A 24,531-nucleotide genomic window follows, 5' to 3' on the forward strand; every position below is an offset into this window, starting at 1 on the left:
GCGTTCGGATGACCGACACCAGTGTGCGGATCGACGGGAACCGGCTGTCGCTGCCGGGCGGTGCGACGGTCCGCTTCATACGCACCCTGCGGCTGCCCGAGACGGGCACGCATCCGCTGCCGCCCGGGCTCGGCGAGTTCCCGGTCCGCCGGGTCTCCGACTACGCCGACAGGGTGCCCGAGGCGTGGCGGGCGCGCGGCGGCGTGATGCTGCCGGTGTACCTGCGGGAGGCCATGTGGCTGAGTTTCGCGGGCACTCGGGAGCCCGCCGCGCTCCAGGTGGGAGTGGGCAAGGTGTGCGCGGTCTCGGGCAGGCCCTGGAGCGACCGGCTGTCCCGGGACCCGCAGAACTACGTGGTCCTTCCCCGCCAGCCCTGGCTGGACGGCATCAACTCCGGTACCGGCACGGTCCGTCAGTTCGTGGCGGTGCCGCTCGGCATGGGGGCGAGTGTCGAGGGCCAGGTCACCGGCGAGGAGGTCTGGGGAGGCGTCCAGTTGCAGGCGTTCACCCTCAATGACACCGAGCTGGCCCGCTGGCGCGAGGAGGAGCGGCGCCGTGCGGAGACGGCCCGCAGGGCGGCCCGTCCGGGCGGGGCCCTCGGCGCTCCGGCACCGGCCGCCCCGGGCGCGGCCCCGGCGTACGGCGGAGCGGCCCGGCCCCGGTCGGCGCCCGCCATGGGTCTCGGCGTCGGCGGCTCCATGCGCCAGGAGGTGTACCGCGACCAGCGGCCGCCGACGGACTGGGCCGAGCGTCCGGCGGGCCGGGTCTTCGTGCACCTGGTGACGCCGCCCGAGTGGCGCCGCATCACCGGCGAGGCGCCGCCGCCGTCCCCCGTGGACCGGGCCGCGTACACCCGGGCCGGCCTGCCCTGGTACGACTACTACGACCAGGACGCCCACGACCTCGCGCCCACCGGGCCGCTTCAGGACGTGAAGCCGGTCGGGGACTGGATCGGCGACGACCACGAGCCCTGGCAGCCGCCCGCGCCCCACCAGGTCCACCCGCTGGGGGACGCGCCGGGCAAGCCGGTGCGGGACGGGGACTGGTAGCGGCGCGAGGGACGGTACGGGTGCGGGAGGGCGGCATGGACGGGGACGGCTGGAGCAGGCGGCGACTGGTCGGGCTCCTCGCCCGGACCGCCACCGCGGCGGCGGCACTCCCCGCGGCGGCGTGCGGAGGTCCGGCGGGGACGGAGGCACCGTCCGCGACGCCCACCGCGCCCCGGGCGAGCAGCGGTGCGTCCGGCAGGGAGCGGGGGTCCTCCGGCCGGCGCCCGCTCCTCCTCGGCACCTACACCTCCGCGGAGGGCGGCGGCCGGGGCGTCGGGCTCGCCGAGTACGAACCCGCGACGGGCCGCATCACCGGGAGCGGCCTCCTCGCCGAGGTGGCCGATCCCTCGTACCTGGCGGTGCATCCCGACGGCCGGACCCTGTACACGGTGAACGAGCGCGAGGACGGCGCGGTGACCGCCGTCCGGCTGTCGGACCGCAGGGTGCTGGGCAGCCGGAGCACCGGCGGCGCGGCGCCCTGCCACCTGTCGGTGCACCCGGGCGGGCGCTGGCTGTTCAGCGCCAACTACGGCTCCGGAAGCCTCGCCGTACACCCGATCGACGCCTCCGGCGCACTGGGAGAACGCACCGGCCTGGTCACGCACTCCACTCCCCCGCCGGGCCCGGGACAGCGGGGCCCGCACGCGCACCAGGTCGTCACCGCCCCGGACGGGGCCCATGTCCTCGCCGTGGACCTCGGCACGGACACCGTCTACACCTACCGTCTGGACGAGGGCGCGGGGACCCTCGTGGAGCTCTCGCGGGCCCGGACCCGGCCGGGCGCCGGGCCCCGGCACCTCGCCTTCCACCCCGGCGGACGCCATGTCTATGTCGCCAACGAGGTCGACAACACCGTCGCGGTCTGCGCGTACGACCCGGGGACGGGACGGCTGGCCGTCGGCGAGCCGCAGTCCACCGGGGCGCCATCGGGCCGGGGGACCGGCGCCAACCACCCGGCGCAGATGCTGGTGACGTCCGACGGCGCGTACGCCTTCCTCGCCAACCGGGGGCACGACAGCGTCACGCGGTACGCGGTGGAGGCGGAGGGTGCCCGGCTCCGGTTCCTCGGCACCGTGCCGGCGGGCGGCGACTTCCCCCGGCAGATCGCCTTCTCCCCCAAAGGCGGGCTGCTGTTCGCGGCCAACCAGCGGTCCGGCACCGTCAGCACGTTCCGGGTGGGTGCGGACGGCGGACTGCGGCTTACGGGAGAGCCCTTCGCCTCACCCGTCGCCGTCTGTGCGCTGCCGTTGTAGGGCTCGCGGTCGGGAGACGGCGCCCGCCTGCGCGAGCAGCACGTGCACCCGCTCCGTGAGCTGTGCGATCTCGTCGGCGGGCGCGTGGAAGGGCAGGCGTACGTCGCCGTGGCCACGGACGCGTTCGACGCGCAGGGTCAGTCCGTGCCGGTCGACGGCGAGCGGCCGCACCCGGACCGCTCCGTGCAGGCTGTGGGTCGACGAGCCGGGTCAGCCGCTGCACGGCGTCGTCGTGGCAGTCGGCGAGATGGGTCAGCAGCCGCGCCTCGGCCAGCGCCAGCGGATCGGGCTGCGCGGCGGTGAACTCGTCGACGTCGACCACCACGGCGCCGGACGGCCGCCGCAGCACCACACGGGTGGGCCGGAAGGCCAGGTGCCCGTCCGTCACGGCGAACCAGCCGGCGAGCCAGAGCCGGGCCCTGATCCGGCCCCGCACCGGGACGGGCGCCACGTCGGCGAACTCCAGCACGGCGGACGGCTCGCCGCGGGGCGCGCACACCGCCGCGGTGAGCAGCGCGCTGTCCTCGGGCACGCGCAGAAGCACCCGGCCGTCGTCGGCCACGGTGTGCGCGCCGACGAACTCCTCGCGGCCGCCCTCCGCGGTCACCGCGCAGGACCAGGCGGCGGCGAGCACGGAACGGGCCTGTTCCGCCGCGCCGGGTGCGGCCGTCCAGGTGTGGCTGTCACGCATCCCAACCTCCGTTCACAGTTCATTAGGTAAGGCTCACCTAACCTAGCGGAGATCGGGGAGTGCGCCAACCACGACAGTTCCTCGAACCGGCATCCGGAGCGGCACCGTCAGGGCGCGATGGCTCCCAGCAGCGCCCGTGCGCACAGGTCCCGCACCTGCTCGCGGGCGGGCTCCGGATCCCGCAGCCACTCCAGGCAGACGGCGGTGGTGAAGGCCAGCCAGCCGCGTACCGCGAGCCGTACGTCGCCGCGCTCCTCGAAGGCCGGGCCGAACTCCGGGTCCGCGGCCAGGGCGGCGAGGATCTGCCGCTCCTGCGCGGCGAGCGCCCTCTGGTAGACGCGGCGCACCGCGCGGTCCCCCGCCGCGTCGGCGCGGTGGAAGGCACGGTAGCCGTGCGCGTGGGCCCGGACGTACTCCAGGTAGGCGTCGAGGCCCGCGGTGAGCTGCTCGCGGACCGGGACGCCAGGCACGGCCGCCGTCATCCGCAGCATGCGCTCGCTCTCGCGCTCGACGACCGCCGCGAAGAAGTCCCGCTTGTTCGGGAAGTAGTGGTACAGCAGCCCGCGGGAGACCCCGGCGATCTCGGCGACCTGCTCGATCCAGACCTCGTCGTAGGGGCTCTCCGAGAACAGCCGCGCACCCACCGAGAGCAACTGCTCCCGGCGCTCGATCGTGCTGAGCCGGCGGCGGACGCGCCCGCCCTGGTTCGCGGCCATGCCCCGCACCTTACTTGACGCCGGTTCAACAACGGGTCGAGACTGGGGCGCGTTATTGAATCCATGTACAACACGCTCGCCTCGGCTCGTGCAACACGCCGCTGCGTCAAGGGAGATCGCGTCATGGCCCAGACAGCGAGGGAACCGGCACCGGGCGGACTGCCGAAGGGCTTCCGCAGCGCCGAGCTGGGCTGGCCCGAACTGCACCGCATCCCGCACCCTCCGTACCGGCTGCCCCTGCTCGGTGACGTCGTGGGGGCGAGCAGGCGCACCCCGATGCAGGACTCGCTGCGGTACGCGCGGCGGCTGGGGCCGATATTCCGGCGGCGGGCCTTCGGCAAGGAGTTCGTGTTCGTGTGGGGCGCGGCCCTCGCCGCCGACCTGGCGGACGAGGCGCGGTTCGCCAAACACGTGGGCCTGGGAGTGGCCAACCTGCGGCCGGTGGCCGGGGACGGGCTGTTCACGGCGTACAACCACGAGCCCAACTGGCAGCTCGCGCACGACGTGCTGGCGCCCGGCTTCAGCCGCGAGGCCATGGCCGGGTACCACGTGATGATGCTGGACGTGGCCGCGCGGCTCACCGGCCACTGGGACCTGGCCGAGGCGTCGGGCCGGGCGGTGGACGTGCCCGGCGACATGACGAAGCTGACGCTGGAGACCATCGCGCGCACCGGTTTCGGGCACGACTTCGGCTCCTTCGAACGCGCCCGCCTCCATCCCTTCGTCACCTCGATGGTGGGCACGCTCGGCTACGCGCAGCGCCTGAACACGGTGCCCGCGCCGCTCGCACCCTGGCTGCTGCGCGACGCGAGCCGCCGCAACGCCGCCGACATCGCCTACCTCAACCGCACGGTCGACGATCTCGTCCGCGAACGCCGGGCGAGCGGCGGCAAGGGCAGGAAGGGCGACCTGCTCGACCGGATGCTGGAGACGGCCCATCCGGAGACCGGCGAGCGGCTGTCGCCGGAGAACGTCCGCCGGCAGGTCATCACCTTTCTGGTCGCCGGTCACGAGACCACCTCGGGCGCGCTCTCCTTCGCCCTGCACTACCTCGCCCAGCACCCCGAGGTCGCGGCCCGGGCGCGTGCGGAGGTGGACCGGGTGTGGGGCGACACCGAGGCGCCGGGTTACGAGCAGGTGGCCAGGCTGCGCTACGTGCGCCGGGTCCTGGACGAGTCGCTGCGACTGTGGCCGACCGCCCCCGGCTTCGCGCGGGAGGCCCGCGAGGACACGGTGCTCGGCGGCACGTACCCGATGCGGCGCGGGGCCTGGGCGCTGGTGCTCACGGGCATGCTGCACCGCGACCCCGAGGTGTGGGGTGCGGACGCGGAGCGGTTCGACCCGGACCGCTTCGACGCGAAGGCCGTACGGTCGCGCGCCCCGCACACGTTCAAGCCGTTCGGGACCGGGGCGCGCGCGTGCATCGGACGGCAGTTCGCGCTGCACGAGGCCACGCTGGTCCTCGGACTGCTGCTGCGCCGCTACGAGCTGCGGCCGGATCCCGGCTACCGGCTGCGGGTGACCGAGCGGCTGACGCTGATGCCGCAGGGGCTGCGCCTGCACCTGGTCCGGCGGACCGCGGACGCCGGCGGCGCCGCCCCCTCAGAGTCCCGCTGTCCAGTGCCCCGGGCGGGTGACTGAGCACGGCAGCCTGGTGCCGGGGCCGCCCCTGGCCGCGTCGACCTGCGGCTGGGTCAGGAAGAAGGCACCCGTCAGGTCCGCGTCGGTGAGGTCGGCGTCGCGCAGGTCCGCGCCGATCAGGTCGGCGCCCCGCAGGTCGGCGCGGGTGAGGTCGGCGGCGATGAGGTAGGCCCCGCGCAGATCGGCACCCGCCAGGTCGGCGCCCTTGAGCCGGGCGCCCATCAGGTCGGCGTTGCGGCGGTTCTTCTTCCGGCCGCGGGTGCCGGCCCGGACCAGCTCGCTGGTGCGCAGCAGGAGCACGTTGACCCGCTGCCGGTGCGCGGCCACGTCGAGGGCGGCCAGCTCCTCGGGGGTTCCCCCGGCGAGGCGTTCGGTGTCGGCGAGGGCACCGCGCAGGTCGGCGTGGACCGGGCGGGCGGTGGCCAGGGTCAGCGCCTCGGTCAGGTACCGGAGCAGCTCGTGCAGTTGACGGACGACCGGGAACACGTCGAACATGCGGCGGGTCCGCTCCGGTGGGCCCGCGCGCCAGTCCCGGCCGCCGAAGGTGATCTGCGAGACCCGCTGCCCGGCGCCGAAGCAGTCGTAGACCGTGCAGCCGGTGAAGCCGCGCTCCCGCAGTCTCGCGTGGATGCCGCAGCGGTGGTCGGTGCCGAGGTTCGGGCAGGGCGTTCCGGCGTCCTTGTCGATCGCGAAGTCCGCCGAGCGGGCGAACGGCAGGGCCGCACAGCACAGGCCGAAACAGCTCGCGCAGTCGCCGCGCAGTTCCGCCCCGGCCGGGGCATCCGTCCGGTCCGCCGTGTGTTCTCGCATGTCGTCGAGGATACGGGCCGGTCAGGGCTCCAGCGCGGACAGGTCCAGCCGGGCCAGCCGCTCCGGGTCGGACAGGATGTACAGACCCGTGATGAGGCCGTCGGCGACGGTGACGTAGGTGACCGACACCGGCCGCCCCTCGGACACGGCGACGGTGCCGACCGCGTCGTTGATCAGGACGACGTGGGCGAGTCCGGCGAGGTGGCGGAAGTGGAACGCACCGGTGGCGACCGTCCGCGCTCCCCGCGCCACCTTGGACGCCGCGATGCCCCGGGCCAGCGCGCCCGCGTCGGCCCGCAGCACCACGTCCGGGTGGAGGACGGACACCAGTGCCTCGAAGTCACCGGCGCGGCTGGCGGCGAGGAAGGCCTCCACCACCCGGCGCTGACGGCCGAGGTCCGGTTCGGCGGCGGGGGTGGCGTCGCGCACCCGGCGCCGGGCCCGGCTGGCGAGCTGCCTGGTGGCGGCCGGGGTGCGCTCGACGACCTGCGCGATGTCGTCGAAGGGCACGGCGAACATGTCGTGCAGGACGAACGCCAGCCGCTCGGCCGGTTCCAGCCTCTCCAGCACCACCAGCAGGGCGATGCCCACCGAGTCGGTGTGCAGCGCCTCCGCCTCCGGGTCGGCCTGGGGCAGGCTCCGCAGCACGGGGTCGGGCATGAAGGAGTCGAAGCCCTCGGTCATGGGCTCCTCGCGGCGCGCGGTGCGGGAGCGCAGCAGATCCAGGCAGATCCGGCCGGTCACGGTGGTCAGCCAGGCGCCGAGGTTGTCGATGCCGTCCCCGCCGGAGCGGTCGAGGCGCAGCCAGGCCTCCTGCACGGCGTCCTCCGACTCGGCCAGGGAGCCGAGCATGCGGTAGGCCACCGCCCTGAGCTGCCCGCGGTGCTCCTCGAAGCGCTCCGCGAGACGCTGCTGTCCCCGCACGTCCCCTTCTCCCAGCACGTCCCGCTCTCCCCGCGCGTCCCGTTCTCCCCGCATGCCCTGCTCCCCCGTCATACCGCTACCGCGCGAAGACTTCGAAGGTCACCGCCGGCTTTCCGCCGAACCGCTCCCCCGCGGCCTCGGCGAAGCCGGTGAGGAATCCGCGCACGTACGTCTCCGGGTCCTCCTCGGTCAGCACCTCGATGTACGTGCGATGTTCCAGCAGCGAGCGCACGGCGCGCTCCAGACCCGGGGTGGCGTCCACGGCGTGGGTGGGCGAGGAGGAACCGGCGACCGCGACCCAGCGCACGCCGTTCCAGGGTTCCAGGCCCTGGTCCGTCAGCTCCGGGAAGATCCACCGGTTGCCGGCGTCGGCCGCCGCGTCGAGCGTGGCGCGGCCGACGGCGACGTGGTCCGGGGTGTTCCAGGTGACGCCGCCCCAGGTGTCCCGGTGGTTGAGGGTGATGACCAGCTCGGGCCGGTGCCGTCGGATCGCGGCGGCGATGTCACGGCGCAGCGCGGTGCCGTACTCGACGACGCCGTCCCGGTGGTCGAGGAACTCCACCTCGCTCACCCCGACGACGGCGGCGCTCGCCCGCTGCTCCCGCTCACGCAGCGGGGCGCACTCCGCGGGCGGCAGCGTATCGATGCCCGCCTCGCCCCTGGTCGCGAGCACGTAGACGACCTCGCGGCCCTCGTCGGTCCAGACCGCGATCGCCGCCGAGCAGCCGTACTCCAGGTCGTCCGGGTGGGCCACGACGGCGAGGGCACGGCGCCAGTCGCCGGGCATGGGCTCCAGTTGCGTGATCGTCGGCTCCGTCATGCCCGCACACTAACCCGCGCCACTGACATCCCACCCGGACATCCCACCCGGACATCCCGTCTGGACATCCCGTCCGGACATCCCGTCCGGCGTCGTTCAGGCCTCGTCGCGGGCGAGCGCGAGCAGCCGGTCCAGGACGCGGGGGCCGCCCGCCCGCACGCCGTCGTGCTCGAACTCGTCGGTGACCCAGGTGCGCAGGCCCCGAACCGTCCGGGCGGTGGCCAGCGCGTGGGCGGTGTCGACGTACATGTCGTCGTGGTAGACGGCCGCGGCGGCCGGCACCTCGTTGGCGGCGAGGCGGGCGGGGTCGTACAGCGGGGTCCAGTCGGTGTGGGCGGCGAGCAGTTCGGCCGTCTCGCGCAGCGGGCGCAGCGCCGGGTCGCAGTCGAACATCCAGGGGTGGATCGACTCGCCGGTGAACAGCAGGGGTTCGTCGCCGGCGAGGGCCTTCGCGGCGTCGAAGCGCGGGAACTCGGCGCGGACCCGCTCGGCGGACCAGGCGGTGGGCCGGGCGTCCTGGCCGTAGATCACCTCGTGGATGAGGGCGTACAGCGGGTTGGCCGCGAAGGACAGCAGGCCCTGCGCCTGCTCCTGGAAGGCGTCGGAGAGTTCGTGCCCGTTCGGGGTGCGGACGAAGGCGTCCTCCAGCAGGAAGTGCAGCCGGTGGCTGCCCTCGCTGCCGCCCAGCATGATGCCGAGCGACTGGAAGGCCTCCACGGTGAGGCGGTAGCCGTTCGGCAGGACCACGTCGTGGGTGAGGAGGTGGTCGGCGATGCGGCGGGCGCGCTCGACGTCCTGCGGGTAGCGGGCGTAGTGCGCGGCGACCTTGCGCTCGATGCGGGGGTAGGCGGCCCGGTAGACGTCGTCCGCGTGGGCGTCCAGGGAGGGCAGACCGCCGGTGATCAGGGCGGCGCTCAGGCCCTCGGGGGCCAGCGACAGGTAGGCGACGGTGCAGAAGCCGCCGAAGCTCTGGCCGAGGACGGTCCAGGGGGCGCCGCCGGTGACCCGGGGGCGGATGGCCTCGCAGTCGCGGACGATGGCGTCGGAGCGGAAGTGGGTGAGGTAGTCGGCCTGCTCGGCGGGGCCGCCGCGCAGCGGGAGCGTCTGACGGTTGGCCGGGGTGGAGGCGCCGGTGCCGCGCTGGTCCAGGAGCAGGACGCGATACTCCTTGAGGGCGCGGCCGAACCACGCGGGCCGGCCGATGAAACGGTTCGCCCCGAAACCCGGTCCGCCCTGGAGGTAGACCAGCCAGGGCAGGTCCTTGTCGGCCTTGTCGCTCGCGACGGCCTCGCGGGCGTACAGCTCGATCGTCTCCCCGGTGGGGTCGGCGTGATCGAGGGGCACGGTGAAACGGCGGTCGGTGAGGACGACGCCTGGCTGGCGGTAGCTGACGCTCAAGGGGTCTCCCGGGGCGGACGGATCTGGCGACCGATGCTTTCGGCCGCGTCCCAGTTCAGCACACCGTCCTTCGGCCGCCGACCCCCGGGATCATGAAATCGTACTGACAGATCTACTGAACGGCCGGTCAGCGGGCGGCGAGGCTGGAGCGCCGCACGACCAGCTCCGGCTGGAGGACGACCCGCCGGTGCGGGTGGGTCCGGTCCGTGCCCTCCAGCTCGGTCTCCTCCAGGAGCAGCTCGGCGGCCATGGCGCCCATGGTGTGGGCGGGCTGGCGCACGGAGGTGAGCGGGACGGCCGCGGCGGCGGCGAACTCGATGTCGTCGTAGCCCACGATCGCGAGGTCGTCGGGGACGCCGACCCCGGCGGCGTACATGGCCTGCAGGACGCCGAGGGCGAGCAGGTCGTTGGCGCAGAAGACGGCGGTCGGCCGCTCGGCGAGGCCCAGCAGGCGGGCGCCGGCGTCGCGGCCCGCGGCGACGTCGAGGCGCTCGGTGGGCAGTTCGCGCAGCGCGTCGGGGCCGAGCCCGGCCTCGGCGAGCGCGGCGAGGGCGCCGGTGCGGCGGTCGCGGACCTGGTTGAGGCCGGGCGGACCGCTGACGTAGGCGATGGAGCGGTGTCCGGCGTCCACCAGATGGCGTACGGCCAGCGCGCCGCCCGCGACGTCGTCGACGGAGACCGAGCACTCGGTGGTGCCCTCGGCGACACGGTCGACGAGGACGAAGGGGATGTTGTGGCGCCGGAAGCCCTCGATGTTGCGGCCGGTGGCGTCGGCGGGGGTGAGCAGGACGCCCCGGACCCGCTGCTCGGCGAAGAGCGAGAGGTACTCGGCCTCCTCGCCCGGGTTCTGCGCGCTGTTGCAGACCATCACGCCGAGCCCGGCGTCGCGGGCGGCCCGCTCAGCACCGCGGGCGACGTCGACGAAGAACGGGTTGCCCATGTCCAGGACTAGCAGTCCCATGATGCGGCTGCGGCCGGCGCGCAGCTGGCGCGCGGACTCGCTGCGGACGTAGCCCAGCCGGTCGATCGCGGACAGCACCCGCGCCCGGGTCTCGGTCGCGACGGTGTCGGGGCGGTTGATGACGTTGGAGACCGTGCCCACGGAAACTCCGGCGGCGCGGGCGACGTCCTTGATACCCACGGAATGGGCCATCGGGCAGGGACCTCCGAGGTCGGGTGGGAGTGGGGGGCAGCCGTGGGACCTTCACACAGTACCCGGGCCGCCCCGGCGGGGCCCCCGTCAGGCGAGGTGGAACACCTCGGTGAGGGGCTTCATCGCCTCGTCGGCGCGGGCCCCGTCGAGGGACTCGAAGAGCGGACCCATCTCCGCCTGCCAGCGGGCGTTGACCTCGGTGGCCTCCATGCCGGCCCGGGCGGCGGCGAAGTCCTCGGTCTCCAGGTAGCCGACGAGCAGCCCGTCGTCGCGCAGGAAGAGCGAGTAGTTGTGCCAGCCGGTGGCGGAGAGCGCCTCGCACATCTCCGGCCACACGGCGGCGTGGCGTTCGCGGTACTCCGCGATGCGGTCCCGGCGGACCTTGAGCAGGAAACAGACGCGCTGCATGAAGTACCGCTCCCGGGTCGAGTGCTGAGGGCCGCGACTAGAAGTCGAACTGGTCGACGTTGTCGGCGGTGAACACGGTCGGCTTGCCGAGGTTGATCACACCGTCCTTGCCGATGGTGTACTCGCCCATGGCCCCGGCCTTGAAGGTCTCGCCCTCCTTGCCGGTGATCTGCCCGGAGGACAGGGCGACGGCGGTGCGCGCGGCCAGTTCGCCGAGCTTGGCCGGGTCCCACAGCTCGAAGGCCTCGACGGTGCCGTTCTTGACGTACTTGCGCATGTCGTTGGGGGTGCCGAGGCCGGTCAGCTTGACCTTGCCCTTGTACTTGGAGCCGGACAGGTACTGGGCGGCGGCCTTGATGCCCACGGTGGTCGGGGAGATGATCCCCTTCAGGTTCGGGTGCTCCTGGAGCAGGCCCTGGGTCTGCTGGAAGGACTTCTGGGCGTCGTCGTCGCCGTAGGCGACCTTGACCAGCTTGATGTCCTTGTACTTCGGGTCCTTCAGCTCGTCCTTCATGATCTCGATCCAGGCGTTCTGGTTCGTCGCGGTCTGCGCGGCGGACAGGATCGCGATCTCGCCCTTGTTGCCGATCTGCTCGGCCATCTGCTGCACCTGGGTGCGGCCGATGTCGTCGGCGGAGGCCTGGGAGATGAAGGCGTTGCGGCACTCGGGGTTGGTGTCCGAGTCGTAGGTGACGACCTTGATGTCGTTCTTCATCGCCTGCTTGAGCGCGGTGCACAGGGCGCCCGGGTCCTGCGCGGAGACGGCGATGGCGTCGACCTGCTGCTGGGTGAGCGTGTTGACGTAGGAGACCTGGCCGGCGGTGTCGGTGCCGCTGGAGGTGCCGACCTCCTTGTAGCTGGAGCCCAGCTCCTTCAGGGCCTTCTCGCCGCCCTTGTCCGCGACGGTGAAGTAGGGGTTGTTGACCTGCTTGGGCAGGAAGCCGACGGTCAGCCCCTTCTTCGTCGCGGCGTTCGGGTCGGCCTTGCCCGCCGCGGCGGCCGAGCCGCCCTCGTCCTTGACGTCCTCCTTCGTGGTGCCGCCGCAGGCGGTGGCCGCCAGGGCGAGGGAGGTGACGGCGGCGAGGGCCGCGCAGGTACGGCGGATGGACGACTTGCGCATGGTGGGTTCCTTACGAGGGTGGACGGGCCGGGGACCGGGTTACGGGGTGGGGGCGGGCGCCTTGGACGGGGGCGCCGGTGCCGCCCTGCGTCCGGCCCTCGCGAGGGAGATCTGCCGTGCGACCCGGGGGCCGAGCACGGAGAGGACGAGCAGGACGCCGGTGACGACGATCTGCGACTGGGCGGAGACGTCCTGGAGGCTCATGACGTTCTGGAGCGCGCCGAGCAGGAAGACGCCCGCGATCGCCCCGCCGAGCGTGCCCTTGCCGCCGTCGAAGTCGATGCCGCCCAGGAGCACCGCGGCGACGACGGACAGTTCGAGGCCGGTGGCGTTGTCGTAGCGGGCGCTGGCGTAGTGCAGGGCCCAGAAGACGCCGGTGAGGGAGGACATCAGTCCGGTCAGCGTGAACAGGATCAGTTTCTGCCGCTTGACCCGGATGCCGGCGAAGCGCGCGGCCTCCTCGCTGGCGCCGATGGCGAACAGCGACCGGCCCAGCGGCATGGCGTGCAGGGCGACGACGGCGACGGCCAGCAGCACGAGGAACGGCAGGAAGGCGTACGGGACGAAGGTGCCGTCGATGCGTCCGGCCGCGAAGTCCAGGTACTGCGAGGGGAAGTCGGTCACCGCGTCGGAGCCGAGCACGATCTGCGCGATGCCCCGGTAGGCGGCCATGGTGCCGATGGTGACGGCGAGGGAGGGCAGTCCGAGCCGGGTGACCAGCAGGCCGTTGACCAGACCGCAGACCACGCCGAGCAGCAGGCAGATCGGGATGATCGTCTCGATGGTCATGCCCTGGTTCCACAGGGCGCCCATCACCGCGCCGGACAGGCCCGCGGTGGAGGCGACCGACAGGTCGATCTCGCCGGAGACGACCAGCAGCGTCATCGGCAGGGCGATGAGCGCGATCGGCAGCGTGTTCCCGATCAGGAAGGACAGGTTGAGGGCGTTGCCGAAGCCGTCGACGAAGCCGAAGGAGAGCAGCAGGACGACCACGAGGAGGGCGCCGACCACGGTGTCCCATCGGACGGCGCGCGTCAGGGAGCTGTCAGCCATGGCGGGCGTTCCTCTTCTTCAGGGCGGTGGCCACCCGCAGCGCGACGATCCGGTCGACGGCGATGGCGAGGATGAGCAGGGTGCCGTTGATGGCCAGCACCCACACGGAGCTGACGCCGAGGGCGGGCAGCACGCTGTTGATCGAGGTCAGCAGCAGCGCGCCGAGGGCCGCGCCGTAGACGCTGCCGGAGCCGCCGGTGAAGACGACGCCGCCGACCACCACGGCGCTGACGACGGTCAGTTCGTAGCCGTTGCCGGTGCCGGAGTCGACGTTGCCGAACCGGGCCAGGTAGAGGGCGCCGGCGAGTCCGGCGAGCGCGCCGCAGAAGGTGTAGGCGGCCAGGATCCGCTTGCGGACCGGGATGCCGGCCAGCCGGGCGGCCTCGGGGTTGGAGCCGAGGGCGTACAGCTCGCGTCCGCTGCCGAAGTGCTTGAGGTAGTACGCGGTGGCGACGAGCACCGCCAGGGCGATCATGGCCAGCCAGGGCACGGCGGAGATGCCGCCGGAGCCGAAGTCGACGAAGCCGCCCGGCAGATCGGCCGCGGTGATCTGGCGGGAGCCGACCCAGATGGAGTCGATGCCGCGGATGATGTACAGGGTGCCGAGGGTGACGACCAGGGCGGGCACCTGGCCGAGGCTGACCAGCAGGCCGTTGAGGAGGCCGAAGCCGATACCCAGCAGCACCGCGAGGAGCACGGCCACGACGGGGTTTCCGCCGCCCTGGAGGTAGGTGCCGGCGGCGAAGGCGCTGATGCCGAGAGTGGAGCCGACGGACAGGTCGACGTTGCGGGTGATGACGACCAGGGACTGTCCGGTGGCGACCAGGACCAGGATGGTCGCGTTCAGCAGCAGGTCCTTGATGCCCTGCTCGGAGAGGAACTCGCTGTTGCCTGCCTGGGTGATGGCGATCATCACCAGGAACACGAGCAGGATGGCCAGTTCACGCATCTTGAAGATGCGGTCCACCAGCCGGGTGGCGCCTGCCCCCGGCACGTCGGCCGCGGAGGCCTTCTCGGGTGCGGTGACCGTCATGCGGCGGCCCTCCCCGTGGCTGCGGCCATCACGGTCTCCTCGGTGGCGTCGGAGCGGGATATCTCGGCGGTCAGCCGGCCCTCGTGCATCACCAGGACGCGGTCGGCCATGCCGAGGACCTCGGGCAGGTCGGAGGAGATCATCAGGACGGCCACGCCGTCGGCGGCGAGCTGGGAGAGAAGCCGGTGCACCTCGGCCTTGGTGCCGACGTCGATGCCGCGGGTGGGCTCGTCGACGATCAGCACCTTGGGGCCGGTGGCCAGCCACTTGGCGAGGACGACCTTCTGCTGGTTGCCGCCGGAGAGGGTGGCGACGGTGTCGGCGATGCGCGCGTACTTGACCTGGAGCTTGACGGCCCAGTCCAGGGAGCGGCTGCGCTCGGCGCCGCGGTCCACGAGACCGGCCTTCACGCTGGTGCGCAGGCCGGTGAGGCCGATGTTGCGCTCGATGGACATGTCCATCACCAGGCCCTGGGCGCGGCGGTCCTCCGGGACGAGCGCGAGACCGGCGGCCATCGCGGTGGAGGGGGCGCCGTTGACGAGCGGCTTCCCGTCGACCACCACTTCGCCCGCGTCCCAGCGGTCGACGCCGAAGACGGCACGGGCGACCTCGGTGCGTCCGGCGCCGACCAGTCCGGCCAGGGCGACGATCTCGCCGCGCCGCACCTCGAAGGAGACGTCGGTGAAGACGCCCTCGCGGGTCAGCCTGCGTACGCGGAGGGCCGTCTCGCCGGGTATGACCTCCTGTTTGGGGTACAGCTCGTCGAGATCGCGGCCGACCATGCGGCGCACCAGGTCGTCCTCTGTCATGCCCTCCAGGGGCTCGCTGGCGATCCGGGCGCCGTCGCGCAGGGTGGTGACCCGCGCGCAGATGCGGAAGATCTCTTCCAGGCGGTGGGAGATGAACAGCACCGCGGCGCCCTGGTCGCGCAGGGTGCGCACCACGCCGAAGAGCCGGGCCACTTCGCTGCCGGTGAGGGCGGCGGTCGGCTCGTCCATGATCAGGACACGGGCGTCGAAGGAGAGCGCCTTGGCGATCTCCACGATCTGCTGGTCCGCGATGGACAGGCCGCGCGCGGGCCGGTCGGGGTCGAGTTCGACGCCGAGGCGCCGCATCAGCGCGGCGGTGGCGTCGCGGGTCGCCCGGTGGTCGATGCGGCCGAGGGCACGCCGCGGCCGGCGGCCCATGAAGATGTTCTCGGCGATCGACAGGTCGGGGAAGAGGGTGGGCTCCTGGTAGATCACGGCGATGCCGGCGTCGCGGGCGTCGCCGGGACCGTGGAACACGACCGGGGCGCCGTCGAGCAGCACGTGGCCGGCGTCCGGCCGGTGCACTCCGGCCAGCGTCTTGATGAGGGTCGACTTTCCGGCGCCGTTCTCGCCGGCGAGGGCGTGCACCTCGCCGGGGAACAGCTCCAGGGAGACGTCCCGCAGCGCACGGACCGCGCCGAAGGACTTGGAGACGTCCCTGAGCGCCAGAACCGGGGCCGAACCCGTGTCGGACGGGTGGGTCATTGGGGGCTCCTCGACGACGCCGGGCGGGACGGCCCTCACGGCGTCGTGAAAGGTTTCAACTCGGTTGCCGGGGACGTTAGGCAGCGAGGGTATGTCACGTCAATGGTTCCGGGTCCAAAAACTTTCGATAGCCGAAGGTCACGACCGAGTCACGAGCAGTCGGAGTGGCCAGAAGGGTTGACACCCCTTCGGGCGGCTCATAACTTCGCGTTCTGAATCGTTTCACACATGGTCGTACTCACAGCAGGCCACGACCCGATGCCACAGGAGCGCCGAAGTGACCGAGCTCGCCGCGGTGAAAGCCGCGCTCAAGACCCAGGCCGTCGAGACGCCGTCGTGGGCGTACGGCAACTCGGGCACCCGCTTCAAGGTGTTCGCCCAGGCCGGTGTCCCCCGCGACCCCTTCGAGAAGCTGGACGACGCGGCGAAGGTGCACGAGTTCACCGGCGCGGCCCCGACCGTGGCCCTGCACATTCCCTGGGACCGGGTCGAGGACTACGCCGCGCTGGCGGCGCACGCCGAGCAGCGGGGCGTGCGGATCGGCGCGATCAACTCCAACACCTTCCAGGACGACGACTACAAGCTGGGCAGCATCTGCCACCCCGACGCGGCGGTGCGCCGGAAGGCCGTCGACCACCTGCTGGAGTGCGTCGACATCATGGACGCCACCGGGTCGCACGACCTGAAGCTGTGGTTCGCCGACGGCACGAACTACCCGGGACAGGACGACATCCGCTCCCGGCAGGACCGGCTGGCCGAGGGCCTGGCCAAGGTGTACGAGCGGCTCGGCGAGGGGCAGCGGATGCTCCTGGAGTACAAGCTCTTCGAGCCGGCGTTCTACACGACGGACGTGCCGGACTGGGGCACGGCGTACGCGCACTGCCTCAAGCTGGGCGAGAAGGCGCAGGTCGTGGTCGACACGGGACACCACGCGCCGGGCACGAACATCGAGTTCATCGTGGCGACGCTGCTGCGGGAGGGAAAGCTCGGCGGGTTCGACTTCAACTCCCGGTTCTACGCCGACGACGACCTGATGGTGGGTGCCGCCGACCCGTTCCAGCTGTTCCGGATCATGTACGAGGTGGTGCGCGGGGGCGGTTTCACCTCCGACGTGGCGTTCATGCTCGACCAGTGCCACAACATCGAGGCGAAGATCCCGGCCATCATCCGGTCGGTGATGAACGTGCAGGAGGCCACGGCGAAGGCGCTGCTGGTCGACGGTCCCGCCCTGGCCGAGGCACAGGCCGCGGGGGATGTGCTGGAGGCCAACGCGGTGCTGATGGACGCGTACAACACGGATGTGCGGCCGCTGCTGCGGGAGGTGCGGGAGGAGTCGGGGCTGGGCCCCGAGCCGATGAAGGCGTATCGCTCCTGCGGGTGGGCGGAGAAGGTCGTCGCCGAGCGGGTCGGTGGGCAGCAGGCCGGGTGGGGGGCGTAGGCGTCTGCCGGGTTCCCGTCGTTTCGCGGCTGCGGGCCGGTTGTGGCCGGTCGCGCCCGCGCGGCGGAGCCGCAAATAGATACAGCCCCGCGCCCCTTGCAGGGGCGTTCCTCCTCGCCCTCGTTGAAAAGGACTGCCAGACATGGGTATCCACCCCTCGGCCTCCGCGCTTCTCGCCCGTTCCCATCGGCTCGGTGCCGATCCGCGCAACACCAACTACGCCGGTGGCAACACGTCCGCCAAGGGCACCGGTACCGATCCCGTCACCGGGGGTGACGTGGAGCTGATGTGGGTCAAGGGGTCCGGCGGGGACCTCGGCACGCTCACCGGGGCCGGGCTCGCCGTGCTGCGGCTGGACCGGATGCGGGCGCTCAAGGACGTCTACCCGGGCGTCGGGCGCGAGGACGAGATGGTCGCCGCCTTCGACTACTGCCTGCACGGCAAGGGCGGCGCCGCGCCCTCGATCGACACGGCGATGCACGGGCTCGTCGGGGCCGCACACGTCGACCACCTGCACCCCGACTCCGGGATCGCCCTGGCCTGCGCGGCGGACGGGGAGAAGCTGACCGCCGAGTGCTTCGGCGACACCGTGGTGTGGGTGCCGTGGCGGCGGCCCGGTTTCCAGCTCGGGCTGGACATCGCGGCCGTCAAGGAGGCCAACCCGCAGGCCGTCGGCTGTGTGCTCGGCGGGCACGGCATCACCGCCTGGGGCGACACCTCCGAGGAGTGCGAGCGCAACTCGCTGCACATCATCCGCACCGCCGAGGCCTTCCTGGCCGAGCGCGGCAGGGTCGAGCCGTTCGGTGCGGTGATCGAGGGGTACGAGGCGCTGCCCGAGGCCGGGCGGCGGGAGCGGGCTGCGGCGCTGGCGCCGTACGTCCGTGGTCTGGCGTCCCGGGACCGGGCGCAGGTGGGGCACTTCACCGACGCGGACGTGGTGCTGGACTTCCTCGCGCGCGCCGAGCACCCGCGGCTCGCCGCGCTCGGCACCTCCTGCCCGGACCACTTCCTGCGGACGAAGGTGCGGCCGCTGGTCCTGGACGTGGCGCCGACCGCGCCGCTGGAGGAGGCGGTGGCCCGGCTGGGGGAGCTGCACGCGGCCTACCGCGAGGAGTACGCCGCCTACTACGAGCGGCACGCGGAGCCGGACTCCCCCGCCATGCGCGGCGCCGACCCGGCGATCGTGCTGGTGCCGGGTGTCGGCATGTTCAGCTTCGGCAAGGACAAGCAGACCGCCCGGGTGGCCGGCGAGTTCTACGTCAACGCGATCAACGTGATGCGCGGTGCCGAGGCGGTGTCGTCGTACGCGCCGATCGAGGAGTCGGAGAAGTTCCGGATCGAGTACTGGGCGCTGGAGGAGGCCAAGCTCCGGCGGATGCCGAGGCCGAAGCCACTGGCCACCCGGGTCGCCCTGGTCACGGGCGCGGGCAGCGGGATCGGGAAGGCGATCGCGCGGCGGCTGGTGGACGAGGGCGCCTGTGTCGTCGTCGCCGACCTGAACGCGGAGAACGCGGCGGCGGTCGCGGAGGAGCTGGGCGGGGACGACAACGCCGTCGCCGTGACCGTCGACGTCACCTCCGAGGAACAGATCGCCGACGCCTTCCGGGCGGCCGTGCTGGCCTTCGGCGGCGTCGACCTGGTGGTCAACAACGCGGGGATCTCCGTCTCCAAGCCGCTCCTCGAGACCACGGCCGAGGACTGGGACCTCCAGCACGGCATCATGGCCCGCGGCTCCTTCCTCGTCTCGCGCGAGGCGGCCCGGGTGATGACCGCGCAGGAGCTGGGCGGCGACATCGTCTACATCGCGTCGAAGAACGCCGTGTTCGCCGGCCCGAACAACATCGCCTACTCCGCCACCAAGGCCGACCAGGCCCACCAGGTGCGCCTGCTCGCCGCCGAGCTGGGCGAGCACGGCATCCGCGTCAACGGCGTCAACCCGGACGGCGTGGTGCGCGGTTCCGGGATCTTCGCGGGCGGCTGGGGCGCCAAGCGGGCGGCCGTGTACGGGGTGCCGGAGGAGAAGCTGGGCGAGTTCTACGCCCAGCGGACCCTGCTCAAGCGCGAGGTGCTGCCCGAGCACGTCGCGAACGCCGTGTTCGCGCTGACCGGCGGCGACCTGACGCACACCACCGGCCTGCACGTCCCGGTCGACGCCGGCGTCGCGGCCGCGTTCCTGCGATGAGCACCGCCGTGGACGTCAAGGCGTTCGCCGCGGTCGACCTCGGTGCGTCCAGCGGGCGCGTCATGGTCGGCCGCGTCGGCGCCGACCGGCTGGAGCTGACCGAGGCGCACCGCTTCCCCAACCGGCCGGTCCGCACGCCCGACGGGCTGCGCTGGGACGTCCTCGCGCTGTACGCCGGTGTGCTGGACGGTCTGCGGGCGGCGGGCCCGGTGGACTCGGTCGGCGTGGACAGCTGGGCGGTCGACCACGGTCTGCTGGACGCGGACGGCGTACTGCTCGGCAACCCCGTGCACTACCGCGACGCCCGCACGGAGGGCGTCGCCGAGCGGGTGTGGGCCTCGCTGCCCGCGGGGGAGCTGTACGCGGCGACGGGCGTGCAGTACGCGCCCTTCAACACCCTGTACCAGCTCGTCGCCGCCCGGGGCACGGCCCAGTTCGCGGCGGCGCGACGACTGTTGCTCATCCCCGACCTGCTGTCCTACTGGCTGACCGGCGAGCAGGGCACGGAGCTGACCAACGCCTCCACCACCCAGCTGATCGATCCCCGCACCCGGGACTGGTCGCGGGAGGTCGCCGACCGGCTGGGGATCGACCTCGGCCTGTTCCCGCCGCTGCGCCGGCCCGGGGACGCGGCGGGACTGCTGCGCCCCGAGGTGCTGGAGGAGACGGGGCTGGCGGGGCCCGTGCCGGTGACGGCCGTCGGTTCGCACGACACCGCCTCCGCGGTCGTCGCCGTACCGGCATCGGGCGAACGGTTCGCCTACATCTGCACCGGCACCTGGTCACTGGCCGGGCTCGAACTGACCGCCCCCGTGCTGACGGAGGAGAGCCGGGCCGCCAACTTCACCAACGAGCTGGGGCTGGACGGCACGGTCCGCTACCTGCGCAACATCATGGGGCTGTGGCTGCTCCAGGAGTGCGTGCGGGCCTGGGGCGACCCCGATTTGGGCGGGCTGCTGCTGGAGGCGGCGCGGGTACCGGCGCTGCGGTCGGTGGTCGACGCCGGTGACACGGCGTTCCTGGCGCCGGGGCGGATGCCGGAGCGGATCGCCGAGGCGTGCCGCGCCTCGGGGCAGCCGGTGCCCGAGACGCCCGCCGAGGTGACCCGGTGCATCCTCGACTCGCTGGCGCTGGCCCATCGCGGGGCCGTCGAGGAGGCGCAGCGGCTCGCCGGACACCCGGTCGACGTCGTGCACGTCGTCGGCGGCGGCACCCGCAACGCGCTGCTGTGCCAGCTGACCGCCGACGCCTGCGGGCTGCCGGTGGTGGCGGGGCCGACGGAGGCCGCAGCACTGGGCAACGTCCTGGTGCAGGCCCGCGCCCACGGACTGGTCGGCGACCTCGCCGGGATGCGCCGGCTGCTGGCGCGCACCCAGTCGCTGACCCGGTACGAACCGCGCGGCGACCGGGCGCGCTGGCGGGCGGCCGCCGACCGACTCGCCGACCGGTGAGCCGGGGCTCCCCGGCGCCGGGTCCGCCGACTAGTCTGCACTCATCATTCATCCGATGATCGAATACGAGGAGCCGCGATGCGTGTCGCTCTGTTCCTGACCTGCGTCAACGACACGCTCTATCCGGACACCGGCCGTGCCGTGGTCAGGCTGCTGACCAGACTCGGTGTCGAGGTCGACTTCCCGATGGCCCAGACGTGTTGCGGGCAGGCGCACTACAACACCGGCTACCGGCACGAGGCCGAGCCACTGGCCCGGCACTTCGCGGACGTGTTCACGGACTACGACGCGATCGTGACGCCCTCGGGCTCCTGCGGCGCGATGGTGCGGGAGCTGTATCCGCGGATGGGCGAGCGGGCGCGGGCGGAGGGGCGCGGGGACACGCTCGCGGCCGTGCTGGCGCCGGTGGTGCCGAAGACGTACGAGCTGACGGAGTTCCTGGTGGACGTGCTCGGGGTGACCGACGTGGGGGCGTACTACCCGCACACGGTGACGTACCACCCGACCTGCCACGGCCTGCGGAGCCTCGGCCTGGGCGACCGGCCGCGGCGGCTGCTGGCGGCGGTGCGGGGGCTGGAGCTGGTGGAGCTGCCGGGCGCCGAGGAGTGCTGCGGCTTCGGCGGCACCTTCGCCGTGAAGAACTCCGACGTGTCGGCGGCGATGGGCGCGGACAAGGTCCGCAACGCCGAGTCCACCGGGGCGGAGGTGCTGTGCGCGGCCGACAACTCCTGTCTGATGCACATCGGCGGGACCATGACGCGGCTGCGCACGGGCATGCGGCCGGTGCACCTCGCGGAGATCCTGGCGAGCACCGAGGAGGCGGCCGTATGAGCGGGACGTTCGTGGGGATGCCGGCCTTTCCCGTCGCGGCCCGGGAGGCCGTGGGCAACGAGACGCTGCGCGGCAATCTGCGCCACGCCACCCACACCATCCGGGACAAGCGGGCCCGCGCGGTGGCCGAGCTGGACGACTGGGCGGCGCTGCGGGAGGCCGGGAAGCAGATCAAGGACCACACGCTGCGTCACCTCGACCGGTACCTGGTGCAGGTGGAGGAGGCGGTCACGGCGGCCGGCGGCACGGTGCACTGGGCCGCCGACGCGGACGAGGCCAACGAGATCGTCACCCGCCTGGTCCAGGAGACCGGTGAGAGCGAGGTCGTCAAGGTCAAGTCGATGGCGACGCAGGAGATCGGCCTCAACGAGGCCCTGGAGGCCCGGGGCATCCACGCCTACGAGACCGATCTCGCCGAGCTGATCGTGCAGTTGGGCAAGGACCGGCCCTCGCACATCCTGGTGCCCGCCATCCACCGCAACCGCGGCGAGATCCGGGACATCTTCCGCTCCGAGATGAGCGAGTGGGGCCGCCCCGCGCCCGAGAACCTGACGGACACGCCCGCCGAACTCGCGGAGGCGGCCCGGCTGCACCTGCGGGAGAAGTTCCTGAGGGCGAAGGTCGGCATCTCCGGCGCCAACTTCGTGGTGGCCGAGACCGGGACGCTGGTGGTCGTGGAGTCGGAGGGCAACGGGCGGATGTGCCTGACCCTGCCCGAGACGCTGATCTCGGTCGTCGGCATCGAGAAGATCGTGCCGACGTGGCAGGACCTGGAGGTCTTCCTGCAGACCCTCCCCCGCTCCTCCACGGCCGAGCGCATGAACCCGTACACGTCCATGTGGACGGGCACCGGCGACGGCCGGGCCGGGGAAGGGGACGGCCCGCGCACCTTCCATCTGGTCCTGCTGGACAACGGCCGCACCGACACCCTCGCCGACGAGGTCGGCCGCCAGGCGCTGCGCTGCATCCGCTGCTCGGCCTGCCTCAACGTGTGCCCGGTGTACGAGCGGGCCGGCGGACACGCCTACGGCTCGGTGTACCCGGGCCCCATCGGCGCGATCCTCAGCCCGCAACTGCGGGGCACCGGCAGCGAGATCGACGCTTCTCTGCCGTACGCGTCCTCGCTGTGCGGCGCCTGCTACGAGGTGTGCCCGGTCGCCATCGACATCCCCGAGGTACTGGTGCACCTGCGGGAGCGGGTGGTGCAGGGCGGACCGGCCGTCCGGCAGGGCAACCGGGTGGTGCTGAAGCCCGCCAGGGGCCATGCCGCCGAGCGCGCGGCGATGCGGGCGGCGCAGTGGGCGTTCACGCGTCCGGGCGCGCTGCGGACCGGGCAGCGGCTGGCCTCGCGCACCCGCCGTCTGCATCCGCGCACGCTGCCCGGTCCCGGCCGGGCGTGGAGCGGCAGCCGCGACCTGCCGGCGGTGCCCGCGGAGCCGTTCCGGGACTGGTGGCAGCGCACGCGCGGCGGGAAGGACGGGGCGAAGTGAACAGCAGGGAACGCATTCTGGGCCGGGTGCGGCGGGCCCTGGCGGACGTGCCGGACGACGCGGGGCCCTACGAGGAGGCCGTCGCCCGGGACTATCTGCGCGAGCACGGGCACCGGTCGGTGCCGGAGACGGTGGACCTCCTCGCCGAGAACCTGGCGGACTACCGGGCCCTCGTGCACCGGTGCACGGACGGGGAGTTGCCCGAGCTGGTGGCCCGGCTCCTGTCCGCGCACGGTTCCGGGAGCGTGGTGGTTCCGCAGGGGCTGCCGACGGGATGGCTGGAGGCCGTCGACGCGGCGCTCGTGCAGGACTCGGCGGCGAGTACGGCACCGGAACTCGACCGGATCGACAGCGTGGTCACCGGCTGCGCCGTCGCGGTCGCCGAGACCGGCACGATCGTCCTGGACGGCTCCTCCGACCAGGGGCGGCGGCGCATCACCCTCGTCCCCGACCACCACATCTGCGTCGTACGGGTGCCCGACCAGGTCGTGTCCTCGGTGCCCGAGGCGCTCGGACGCCTCGATCCGAAACGGCCGTTGACGTGGATCTCCGGGCCCTCCGCGACCAGTGACATCGAGTTGGACCGGGTCGAGGGCGTGCACGGCCCGCGCACTCTGGAGGTGGTGCTGGTGGACGGCTCGTAGCGCGGCGGGGGTGTCGCTGAGTACACCCCCCGATACGGGTTCTGCACCCAGTGTGGCCCGGCCGCACTCTCCGTAGCGTCTTCCACGAGGCACCGCACAGGGCGTGCCACACGGAAGGTGATCACGATGTTTCGCTCCGGCGCACGAGGCAACCACGACCCCGGCCCCGCCCCCGAGGCACTCCGGCTGGTCAAGGTGACCCGGACGTACGGCTCGGCGGAGAACGCCGTGACGGCTCTTGACGGTGTGACGCTGAGCCTGGGACGCGGCACGTTCACCGCGGTGATGGGGCCGTCCGGCTCGGGCAAGTCCACGCTGCTGCAGTGCGCGGCGGGCCTCGACCGGCCGGACGGCGGCATCGTGTGCGTGGACGGCAAGGAGCTGACGGGTGGCGGCGAGGCGGAGCTGACCAGGTTCCGGCGTGGCCGGGTCGGGTTCGCCTTCCAGCAGTACAACCTGCTGGAGACGCTGACCGTCGCGCAGAACACGGTGCTGCCGCTCAAGCTGGCCGGACGGCGCGTCGACCGCGGGCGCGCCCGCGAGGTGCTGACCTCGGTCGGCCTCGGCGACCGGCTCGGTCACCGCCCCGACCAGCTCTCCGGCGGTCAGCGGCAGCGGGTGGCGATCGCGCGGGCGCTGGTCACCGAGCCGCGGGTGATCTTCGCGGACGAGCCGACGGGAGCGCTGGACACGCGCAGCGCCCGGCAGGTGCTGCTGCTGCTCCAGGAGGCGGTCCGGACGCACGGGCGGACCGTGGTGATGGTGACGCACGACCCGGTCGCCGCCTCGTACGCCGACTCGGTGGTCTTCCTCGCCGACGGCCGGCTGGCGGGGCGGATGGACGCACCCACCCCGGACGCGGTCGCGGAGCGGCTGGCGCACCTGGGCGACGACGTGCCGGCGGGGGTGTGA

21 protein-coding genes and 1 pseudogene are annotated in these 24,531 nt (G+C 72.9%); 10 read left to right on the top strand and 12 right to left on the bottom strand.

Features of this window, described 5'->3' with window-relative positions; translation table 11 throughout:
• Nucleotides 1–8 precede the first annotated feature (8 nt).
• Together C4J65_RS00275 and C4J65_RS00280 are read left to right on the top strand one after the other, a co-directional pair.
• Complete coding sequence (locus tag C4J65_RS00275) at nt 9–1,049, top strand: hypothetical protein (RefSeq protein WP_115740503.1); 1,041 nt, start codon at nt 9–11, stop codon at nt 1,047–1,049.
• 35 nt (nt 1,050–1,084) lie between these two features.
• Nucleotides 1,085–2,302 carry a lactonase family protein gene (locus C4J65_RS00280; protein WP_205350935.1) on the top strand — a complete coding sequence of 406 codons (1,218 nt, stop codon included), beginning with the start codon at nt 1,085–1,087 and terminating at the stop codon, nt 2,300–2,302.
• On the opposite strand, the pseudogene C4J65_RS00285 reads toward C4J65_RS00280, so the two are convergent.
• Both C4J65_RS00285 and C4J65_RS00290 read right to left on the bottom strand, forming a co-directional pair.
• Nucleotides 2,270–2,993: pseudogene (locus tag C4J65_RS00285) on the bottom strand (DUF2470 domain-containing protein). The gene C4J65_RS00280 and the pseudogene C4J65_RS00285 overlap by 33 nt on opposite strands.
• Nucleotides 2,994–3,100: 107 nt before the next feature.
• Nucleotides 3,101–3,709, bottom strand: coding sequence for a TetR/AcrR family transcriptional regulator (locus tag C4J65_RS00290; RefSeq protein WP_162832952.1), 609 nt, complete (start codon nt 3,707–3,709; stop codon nt 3,101–3,103).
• Between the two features lie 123 nt (nt 3,710–3,832).
• Here C4J65_RS00290 and C4J65_RS00295 point away from each other — a divergent pair, with 123 nt between their 5' ends.
• On the top strand, nt 3,833–5,350 hold the full coding sequence (locus C4J65_RS00295) for a cytochrome P450 (protein WP_115740506.1): 1,518 nt from the start codon (nt 3,833–3,835) through the stop codon (nt 5,348–5,350).
• Here C4J65_RS00295 and C4J65_RS00300 read toward each other — a convergent pair.
• The 10 genes from C4J65_RS00300 to C4J65_RS00345 form a co-directional block, all read right to left on the bottom strand.
• Nucleotides 5,312–6,160, bottom strand: a complete 849-nt coding sequence (locus tag C4J65_RS00300) for a pentapeptide repeat-containing protein (protein WP_115740507.1) — start codon at nt 6,158–6,160, stop codon at nt 5,312–5,314. The genes C4J65_RS00295 and C4J65_RS00300 overlap by 39 nt on opposite strands.
• 21 nt (nt 6,161–6,181) lie before the next feature.
• Nucleotides 6,182–7,156 carry a sigma-70 family RNA polymerase sigma factor gene (locus C4J65_RS00305; RefSeq protein ID WP_115740508.1) on the bottom strand — a complete coding sequence of 325 codons (975 nt, stop codon included), beginning with the start codon at nt 7,154–7,156 and terminating at the stop codon, nt 6,182–6,184.
• A 4-nt stretch (nt 7,157–7,160) separates the two neighbouring features.
• Complete coding sequence (locus C4J65_RS00310; RefSeq protein ID WP_115740509.1) at nt 7,161–7,904, bottom strand: PIG-L deacetylase family protein; 744 nt, start codon at nt 7,902–7,904, stop codon at nt 7,161–7,163.
• A 96-nt stretch (nt 7,905–8,000) separates the two neighbouring features.
• Nucleotides 8,001–9,302 carry an alpha/beta fold hydrolase gene (locus C4J65_RS00315; RefSeq protein WP_115740510.1) on the bottom strand — a complete coding sequence of 434 codons (1,302 nt, stop codon included), beginning with the start codon at nt 9,300–9,302 and terminating at the stop codon, nt 8,001–8,003.
• 127 nt (nt 9,303–9,429) lie between these two features.
• Nucleotides 9,430–10,455 (bottom strand): LacI family DNA-binding transcriptional regulator, encoded by a 1,026-nt coding sequence (locus C4J65_RS00320; RefSeq protein WP_115740511.1) that lies wholly within the window; start codon nt 10,453–10,455, stop codon nt 9,430–9,432.
• 87 nt (nt 10,456–10,542) lie between these two features.
• Nucleotides 10,543–10,863, bottom strand: a complete 321-nt coding sequence (locus C4J65_RS00325; protein WP_115740512.1) for an L-rhamnose mutarotase — start codon at nt 10,861–10,863, stop codon at nt 10,543–10,545.
• 37 nt (nt 10,864–10,900) lie between these two features.
• The gene (gene rhaS, locus C4J65_RS00330) at nt 10,901–11,983 is read right to left on the bottom strand and encodes a rhamnose ABC transporter substrate-binding protein (protein ID WP_115740513.1); all 1,083 of its coding nucleotides are present in this window, start codon (nt 11,981–11,983) and stop codon (nt 10,901–10,903) included.
• Between the two features lie 39 nt (nt 11,984–12,022).
• Complete coding sequence (locus C4J65_RS00335; RefSeq protein WP_115740514.1) at nt 12,023–13,036, bottom strand: ABC transporter permease; 1,014 nt, start codon at nt 13,034–13,036, stop codon at nt 12,023–12,025.
• The gene (locus C4J65_RS00340) at nt 13,029–14,069 is read right to left on the bottom strand and encodes an ABC transporter permease (RefSeq protein ID WP_115740515.1); all 1,041 of its coding nucleotides are present in this window, start codon (nt 14,067–14,069) and stop codon (nt 13,029–13,031) included. The genes C4J65_RS00335 and C4J65_RS00340 overlap by 8 nt, the downstream gene beginning before the upstream one ends.
• The gene (locus C4J65_RS00345) at nt 14,066–15,583 is read right to left on the bottom strand and encodes a sugar ABC transporter ATP-binding protein (protein WP_115740516.1); all 1,518 of its coding nucleotides are present in this window, start codon (nt 15,581–15,583) and stop codon (nt 14,066–14,068) included. Before C4J65_RS00345 ends, C4J65_RS00340 begins: the two co-directional genes overlap by 4 nt.
• A 277-nt stretch (nt 15,584–15,860) precedes the next feature.
• Here C4J65_RS00345 and rhaI point away from each other — a divergent pair, with 277 nt between their 5' ends.
• The 7 genes from rhaI (at nt 15,861) to C4J65_RS00380 (ending at nt 24,531) form a co-directional block, all read left to right on the top strand.
• Nucleotides 15,861–17,021 carry an L-rhamnose isomerase gene (gene rhaI, locus C4J65_RS00350; protein ID WP_115740517.1) on the top strand — a complete coding sequence of 387 codons (1,161 nt, stop codon included), beginning with the start codon at nt 15,861–15,863 and terminating at the stop codon, nt 17,019–17,021.
• A 142-nt stretch (nt 17,022–17,163) separates the two neighbouring features.
• Nucleotides 17,164–19,203: a bifunctional aldolase/short-chain dehydrogenase gene (locus C4J65_RS00355; protein WP_115740518.1), complete on the top strand. Its 2,040-nt coding sequence runs from the start codon at nt 17,164–17,166 to the stop codon at nt 19,201–19,203.
• Entirely contained in the window at nt 19,200–20,654 is a 1,455-nt protein-coding gene (locus C4J65_RS00360; RefSeq protein ID WP_115740519.1) for a rhamnulokinase family protein, read from the top strand. Before C4J65_RS00355 ends, C4J65_RS00360 begins: the two co-directional genes overlap by 4 nt.
• 78 nt (nt 20,655–20,732) lie before the next feature.
• Nucleotides 20,733–21,485: a (Fe-S)-binding protein gene (locus C4J65_RS00365; protein ID WP_115740520.1), complete on the top strand. Its 753-nt coding sequence runs from the start codon at nt 20,733–20,735 to the stop codon at nt 21,483–21,485.
• On the top strand, nt 21,482–22,975 hold the full coding sequence (locus C4J65_RS00370; protein WP_115740521.1) for a LutB/LldF family L-lactate oxidation iron-sulfur protein: 1,494 nt from the start codon (nt 21,482–21,484) through the stop codon (nt 22,973–22,975). Before C4J65_RS00365 ends, C4J65_RS00370 begins: the two co-directional genes overlap by 4 nt.
• Entirely contained in the window at nt 22,972–23,619 is a 648-nt protein-coding gene (locus C4J65_RS00375) for a lactate utilization protein C (RefSeq protein ID WP_115740522.1), read from the top strand. Before C4J65_RS00370 ends, C4J65_RS00375 begins: the two co-directional genes overlap by 4 nt.
• 126 nt (nt 23,620–23,745) lie before the next feature.
• On the top strand, nt 23,746–24,531 hold the full coding sequence (locus C4J65_RS00380; protein WP_205350936.1) for an ABC transporter ATP-binding protein: 786 nt from the start codon (nt 23,746–23,748) through the stop codon (nt 24,529–24,531).

The sequence above is a fragment of the Streptomyces sp. CB09001 genome (genome assembly GCF_003369795.1).
Classification (GTDB): Bacteria; Actinomycetota; Actinomycetes; order Streptomycetales; family Streptomycetaceae; genus Streptomyces.